General features: G+C 36.4%; 7 protein-coding genes. 6 read left to right on the top strand and 1 reads right to left on the bottom strand.

The features are described 5' to 3' along the window. Window positions 1–313: 313 nt before the first annotated feature. The 4 genes from E7B10_RS02555 to E7B10_RS02540 all read left to right on the top strand — a co-directional run bounded on the left by E7B10_RS02555 (window position 314) and on the right by E7B10_RS02540 (window position 4,574). Window positions 314–1,561 carry an aminotransferase class I/II-fold pyridoxal phosphate-dependent enzyme gene (locus E7B10_RS02555; RefSeq protein WP_024061906.1) on the top strand — a complete coding sequence of 416 codons (1,248 nt, stop codon included), beginning with the start codon at window positions 314–316 and terminating at the stop codon, window positions 1,559–1,561. Window positions 1,562–1,714: 153 nt separating this feature from the next. Beyond that, window positions 1,715–2,719: an iron ABC transporter permease gene (locus tag E7B10_RS02550; RefSeq protein WP_316055460.1), complete on the top strand. Its 1,005-nt coding sequence runs from the start codon at window positions 1,715–1,717 to the stop codon at window positions 2,717–2,719. After that, complete coding sequence (locus tag E7B10_RS02545; protein WP_024061904.1) at window positions 2,719–3,519, top strand: ABC transporter ATP-binding protein; 801 nt, start codon at window positions 2,719–2,721, stop codon at window positions 3,517–3,519. Before E7B10_RS02550 ends, E7B10_RS02545 begins: the two co-directional genes overlap by 1 nt. Before the next feature lie 2 nt (window positions 3,520–3,521). Beyond that, window positions 3,522–4,574, top strand: a complete 1,053-nt coding sequence (locus E7B10_RS02540; RefSeq protein WP_287508974.1) for an ABC transporter substrate-binding protein — start codon at window positions 3,522–3,524, stop codon at window positions 4,572–4,574. 162 nt (window positions 4,575–4,736) lie between these two features. Here E7B10_RS02540 and E7B10_RS02535 read toward each other — a convergent pair whose 3' ends face one another. Then, window positions 4,737–5,006: a DUF896 domain-containing protein gene (locus tag E7B10_RS02535; RefSeq protein WP_287501703.1), complete on the bottom strand. Its 270-nt coding sequence runs from the start codon at window positions 5,004–5,006 to the stop codon at window positions 4,737–4,739. Between the two features lie 123 nt (window positions 5,007–5,129). On the opposite strand from E7B10_RS02535, the gene nth reads away from it, so the two are divergent. Together nth and E7B10_RS02525 are read left to right on the top strand one after the other, a co-directional pair. Next, on the top strand, window positions 5,130–5,765 hold the full coding sequence (gene nth, locus E7B10_RS02530; RefSeq protein ID WP_287508975.1) for an endonuclease III: 636 nt from the start codon (window positions 5,130–5,132) through the stop codon (window positions 5,763–5,765). Window position 5,766: 1 nt separating this feature from the next. Continuing rightward, window positions 5,767–7,212, top strand: coding sequence for a hypothetical protein (locus E7B10_RS02525; RefSeq protein ID WP_287508976.1), 1,446 nt, complete (start codon window positions 5,767–5,769; stop codon window positions 7,210–7,212). Window positions 7,213–7,228: the final 16 nt, after the last annotated feature.

Genomic DNA, 7,228 nt, shown 5'->3' with positions numbered 1-7,228 from the left:
CATACGATTTTACAAATCTAATTTTCTTGGTGTTTCTTATATTTTAAAGGGACTGCAACTAGAATGCGGTAAAACCGTATTCTGTTACAGCCCCTTTTTTTTATATATTTACTGTTTTATTGTATATTTCTTAATTATTTTTCTTAAATAAGGTACTTAATATATTCTATATATATTTAATAAGTGTTGAGTTACTAATAGTTAGTTAAATCTTCTATGTATACAATATATTTACTGAATATACGTTGTATATTTAAATTAGTTTAGGTATGATAAATATGTAATATTCATTTCAGATAGGATGGTGCTAGTTATGACAAGTGTTGCTGCAAAGCATGCAAAAGGAAAAAAATTAAAAGACGTGATCTTCGTAACTGCTGGTCAAGCTCAAGCTGATGCTAAAGAAAATGGCCGTGAGAATGTTGTAAATGGTACTTTGGGTGCTATTCATGATGAAGAGGGAAACTTAGTTTTTCTTAAGACCGTTAAAGAAGAATATTTGAGTCTTTCGGATTCTGAACATGTTGGTTATGCACCAATTGCGGGTATTCCAGATTTTTTGTGTGCTGCAGAAAAAGAATGTTTTGGAAATTTCCGCCCAGAAGGTCATATTCGTAGCATTGCTACCGCAGGTGGCACTGGTGGTATTCATCATTTGATTCATAACTATACGGAGCCTGGTGATGAAGTATTAACAGCGGATTGGTACTGGGGTGCATACCGTGTTATTTGTAGTGATACTGGACGTACACTAGTTACGTATTCCTTATTTGATGAACATAATAACTTTAATCATGAGGCATTCCAAAATCGTGTAAACGAATTGGCGGCTAAACAAACAAATGTGGTTGTTATCTTTAATACACCTGGTAATAACCCAACCGGCTATTCTATTGAGGATAAAGATTGGGATTCTATCCTTAATTTTCTGAAGGATTTAGTTGCTATTGGTCGAAATAATGTGATTATTGGTATTGATGTAGCATATCTTGATTACTCTGGTGAAAAAGATGAGGTACGTGCGTTCTTCAATAAATTTAGTCATTTGCCAAAAGAAATACTCACCTGTGTGTGTTATAGCTTATCTAAAGGATTCACTATGTATGGTCAGCGCGTTGGTGCGATGATTGGGATCTCTGACGATGAAGAAATAGCTGATGAGTTTTTCGAAGTTAACAAATCTACAAGTCGTGCCACATGGTCCAATATTTGTCGTCCCGCAATGCGTACAATGGCTAATATTGTGGCTGATCCAGCTAAGTTTAAGGAATATGAAGCTGAACGTAATTGCTATTATCAATTAATTCGCGATCGTGCTGATATCTTTAAACAAGAAGCAGCCCAAGTGGGTCTTCCCATGTTACCTTACCGTGGTGGTTTTTTTATTACAATCCCTACAGACTCTGCAAATGCTATCTGTGAAGAGTTGAAGAAAGAACATATTTATATAATTGCATTAGCAAATGGTATTCGTATAGCTGCCTGTGGTATTCCTAAAAAACAAATGACAGGACTCGCAGGAAAAATTTATACTGCTATGAAACGTCTTGGTAAATTATAATCGATAAGTAAAACTTATACTAAAAGCTGCTTGATCCATATATCAAGTGGCTTTTTTCTATACATATATCATTAAAACTAATTATTCTTAATATGTAAAATCTTGTATAGTTAAAGGTAGCATATATGAAGTTTTTGTTTGTTGAGGTATTTTATGCAACAATATGTAAGAACAATGTTTATAACTTTAGTTATATGTATTGGTATTTTTTTGGCCTCTCTCGTGATAGGCCGTTTCTTTATTCCCATAAATGAAGTGATGAATATCTTATCTTCCAAATTTCTAGTACTACCTATAACATGGGATGCATCTATGTATAATGTAGTAATGGAAATTAGACTACCTCGCGTATTAGGGGCTATTGCTGTAGGTATTGCATTAGCCGTTTCTGGTGCCGCCTACCAAGGGGTATTCCGTAACGATTTAGTATCTCCAGATTTATTAGGTGTGTCACATGGCGCTAGTGTGGGTGCATGTATAGGTATATTATTGCATTTATCGTTATATGGTGTTGCCATACTAGCCTTTATGGGTGGTATTTTGGCGGTTTGTTTAACCTTGTTATTGCCTAAATTGATTCAGAATCAATCGCGTATTGTTTTGGTATTATGTGGTATTATCGTTTCCGGATTTATGGCTGCTATAATCGGTTTGCTTAAATATATTGCGGATCCTGATACGGAGTTGCAAGATATTGTTTATTGGCAGTTGGGAAGCTTAGCAAAGGTTACGTGGGATAATTTGCTATATGTATTGCCAATCATTATTATTTGTACAATTGCAGTGTTAGCTTTAAGATGGAGACTTAATATTTTGTCTCTTTCTGATCAAGAGGCTCAAAGCTTAGGGGTAAATGTAAATCGAGAACGACTTGTTATCATCGGTATTTCTACGCTTCTAACAGCTGCAGCAGTATGTCTTAGCGGTACTATCGGCTGGGTTGGTCTTGTTATACCACATTTATCTAGAATGTTAGTAGGTAATGATCATAAAAAATTAATTCCCGCTACGATTTTAGTGAGTGCTTCTTTTTTGATGATTGCTGATTTATTTGCTCATTCCTTAACAACTGCAGAGATTCCACTTGGGATTTTATGTGGTTTTATTGGGACACCGTTCTTTGCATGGGTATTATATAAACAACGGAGGTACTTCTAATGGATTCATTTGAACTCGTCGTTGATTCTATATCATTTGCCTATGATAAGAACCAACCCAATATTTTTAGTAATTTATCCTTCTCTGTAAAAGCTGGTGATGCATTGGCGTTACTAGGTAGGAATGGGGTAGGCAAATCTACCTTATTAAGCTGTTTAATGTGCTTTAATCATGTTCAACAAGGACATATTTATTGTAGTGGTGTAGACTTAATGACTGCATCAATCAAGGAACGGGCTAAGTTAATTGCTTTTGTACCACAGATTATAGGGGCTGATATAGCTTATACGGTACGAGATTATATTTCCTTTGGTGCTACCTTGCGAACCGGTATGTTCTCATCTCCAGGTAAAGAAGAATTTGAAAAAACTGATTCTATTATGGACATGCTTGGTATTACGGCGTTAAAGGACAAACCATGCCGTGATTTAAGTGGTGGTCAACGGCAATTAGTTGCTATAGGTCGTGCCTTGTTACAAGATACACGCTTATTACTTATGGATGAGCCTACATCTGCTTTAGATATACGTAATCAGGTTATTGTTTTAGAAACAATTGATCAATTACGCGCCCAAGGATATGCTATTATTTTCACTACACATTTACCGGAACAGGCGTTGCTGTTAAATAGCCGTGTTGGTTTATGTCGTGGTGGATCTATAGATTTTTATGATTCTGTTAGTGATGTGACCTTAGAAGCGCTCGAGGAGATTTATAAGACTAAGCTAAGCTTATTCTATAGCGATACAGTTAATCGTACTGTATGTGTTATCCCTCAATTAGGTCAGAAAGGAATGTAAGTATGAAGCGTATTATTGTATTTTTATTAGCCCTTATGACGGCTCTATTCATGTTAGCTGGATGTGGCACAGAGAATGCATCACAAGGTAATCAATCTGCTACGCGTGTAGTAAAGGATATCGATGGAACAGATGTAACAATTCCTAAAGATATAACAAAGGTTGCCGATTTATGGCATGCCAATAATCAAGTTGTATTGATGCTTGGTGGGGCGGATAAATTAGTGTCTACCACAACTTCTGTTCAAGGCTTGCCTTGGTTCGCTCAAGTGTACCCACGCATTAAAGAAATTCCAGCACCTGTAAAAGGTACTGATGTACAAATGGAAGAAATCCAAAAATTAAAACCTCAAGTTGTATTAGCAAGTAATAAGAATCAAATTGAAATGGCGCGTAATGCAGGGATTCCAGCAGTTCGTGTAAACTTCCAAGACTATGATGGATTGCGTAAAGTTATTAATATTACAGCTGAAGTATTAGGTGATAAAGCCCCTGAAATGGCAAAACAATACCTAGCTTACTTAGATGGTAAAATTAAATTTGCTGAAGATAGAACAAAAAGTATTGATGATGCTAACCGTCCATCTGTATTACATATTGTAGGTGGAGACAACTTATTAAAGGTTGATGGGGACAAAACAATTATCAACGAATGGATTCGTTACGCTGGTGGTAAAAATGCCATCACTACTAAAGGTTCTCAAATTACTGTAACAATGGAAGAAATCGTTAAAGCTAACCCTGATATTATCATTATTGGTGGTACACAATCACGCAAAGGTATTGAAGCGATTAAGAATGATCCACAATGGGCAAGCCTTAAAGCAGTACAAAACGGTCGTATTTACAGCAATCCTGTAGGTACTTTCAACTGGGATCGTTACAGTGCTGAATCTGCATTACAAATTTTATGGGCTGCAAAATTAATTCACCCTGAATTGTTCAGCGATGTTGATCTTGTAAAAGAAACTCAAGAATTCTACAAAACATTCTTACATTATGATTTATCTGCTGATGATGCTCAACGCATCATTGCTGGTGAAGGTCCTCAATAGAATTAATGTAAAGTTAATAAGTAATCTAATTAGTTAATTACAAACATAATAAAAAAGCGTACACATTTATGAACAGACCAATTTGCACCCAAAATACTGGCTATAATTTGGGAGATGTCATTCAGTCATTGATGTGTACGCTTTTTATAGATTTTTTATGTTTTAATGAATATCCTTATGTTCTTTAATGTTTTGATCAGCTTCTTTGGCCAAGTTTTCAAGAGCTCGTTTAGGAGCGGTTCTTTCACCTGTTTCTGGGTCTACAAATTCGACGCGATCCAAGGTGCTTGTAATTTGACCACGAATGAAGCTTAAGTAGATTTCGTATAATTCTTTTTTTTCTGCTAATTCCTCTGGGGTTAATTTTTGTCCAGATTTTTTCTTTGCAGCTAGTTCATTTATTCGTTTTAATGTATCGTTAATATGACTCATATGCGCCTCCTGTATTCTATATTAGAATAGCATGTTTTATTATAACATAGAACTTAATGAATACGTATGGTAAGATATAAGATGTACGCGTCTGTACTTTCACAGGTGAGAAAGGAGAACTGTATGCGTGTAACAAAAGCGATAAAGGCAGAGCAGTTGAAACTGTTACAAGAGCATTATTTTGATGCAAAACCTGCCCTTGAGTATACAAATGAATTTGAATTATTAGTTGCTGTAGTTTTGTCTGCACAATGTACGGATGAACGGGTTAATATTGTTACTAAACGACTGTTCCCAGAACTTAATCATCCTGCAAAGATGCTTGAAATCGGAGTTACTAAGTTAGAGACTCTCATTAAAGATTGCGGCCTTTATAAGTCCAAGGCAAAAAACTTAATTGCTACTTGTCAAATTTTAGTTGAACAATATCATGGAGAGGTGCCTCGTGAGTTTGATCAACTCGTTGAATTGCCTGGTGTGGGGCGTAAAACAGCAAATGTTGTGGTATCCGTTTTATTTGGTACACCAGCCATTGCGGTAGATACACATGTATTTCGCGTGTCTAACCGATTAAAATTAGGTATTGCTAAGACGCCAGAAGAGATGGAACAAAAGTTACAAAAGGCAATTCCAAAAAAGGATTGGGCTGCTGCACACCACTGGTTAATCTATCATGGCCGTAGAGTGTGTAAGGCTCGTAAGCCTTTGTGTAATGAATGTTTTTTAAATCATCTATGTCCTTCAGCCGGAAAGGTTTAATATGAAAGTAAATAACGAAGAATTTATTGCCCTTTGTGCTAATCATGGTATTGAGGGAATTGATATTGTAAATGAGTTAATGCGTTTTAAAGTGCTAGATCAATTGATTTCTAGTAATGCTAGCTCCCGTGAGTGGGGTGTAACGGCAGATGATTTATATGCGTTAGCAGAAAAATCCACAGTAGAATCCTTTGGTCCTGTACCATATGATTTGAATACATTCCAAGCTCTTTATGGGCCATCCTTTAGAGTGGAATTGTTTGATTTTATTAGTGACACAGGCATTTTAGAAGGTCTAGATGTAGGCACAATTTGGGAAACTCCTGTTCGTGAAAGTATCGAAGCTCATAGTAAAATGGGAGAACTGGTTCTGTATGCTTATGTAGAAGAATATGCAGGCATGGTTGAAGAGATTCTTCAATCTTATGAAGATAAAAAAGTCGTTCTGTATACGGCATCTCCCGTGTGCTATAGCATTTTGACACGTTTATATCCGATGGCTCAAATCATTAATCAATGGCCTCATCGTAGCTATTTTGACCATATCTTTACAGGCACAGTTGGTATGTTCCAATCCTCTGAAGATATTGTAGAAGAGGTCGCTAACGGACTACATAACTTGGTTCCAGAAGGGACTGCTCAATTATTCTTACCTGCTACAATGGCACAAAATCAATTGGGCTTAAATAATATGGCGTTGCAATTTTTCTTGAACCAAAAACGAGTAGAAGCTATACGAGAATGGACTCCATTAGGGGCTTATGAAATCGTATATGGTAAATACGATGTAAAAAAAATGCGTGTTGGTCTTCGTGAACGTGTAGGGGATGAGTGGAAAACAATTAATTATATTCCATTACCTCATGGCGTATTTGCGCAATTGCCAGTATTTACGGTATTAAATTATGGCTTGTCCTTGCGTTCTATTTTATTGCCCGGCGGTCAAACGGACGTAGCCTTAGGTCAAGATGGTATTTATTGCATTGATAGCCGTGTATCTGAATTAGGTCGCACTGCTCTTATTGAAAGTGGAGCTTATTTTCTTACTTTTAAACGTCATACTGATCATATTGATGTAGATATTACGACAGAAGCGCCTGTAGATGATATTTACTGGATGTTCCCAGATGCTGAATTAGCATATATGTGGTATGCCTATTTCTGCAGCACTACGGGTCAAACATTGATTCAAGAAATCTCCATGCTCGTTCAAACAGATGAATCCTTTGGCTATATGCTTAGTAGCGTACGTCGTCGCGTATTAGATGTAAAGGATGAAGCCCAACTAATTAAATCTGTACAGGCTGCTGACGAGGCATATATCAAGGCTGTTACGGAGGCTACAAGGAGTTGGAAAGAGACCGTAGATTCATTAGGTGCACAAGTTATGCCACCTACAGCTTCTATTGATATTGAAGATTATAGTGACTATAAAAAAGAATTGTAAATCATATAATTTTGGT

Source organism: Veillonella sp. (genome assembly GCF_032470285.1).
Taxonomy (GTDB): Bacteria; Bacillota; Negativicutes; order Veillonellales; family Veillonellaceae; genus Veillonella.
The sequence above is the reverse complement of the archived record's forward strand: the minus strand, read 5'-3'. Positions and strand labels throughout refer to the sequence as shown.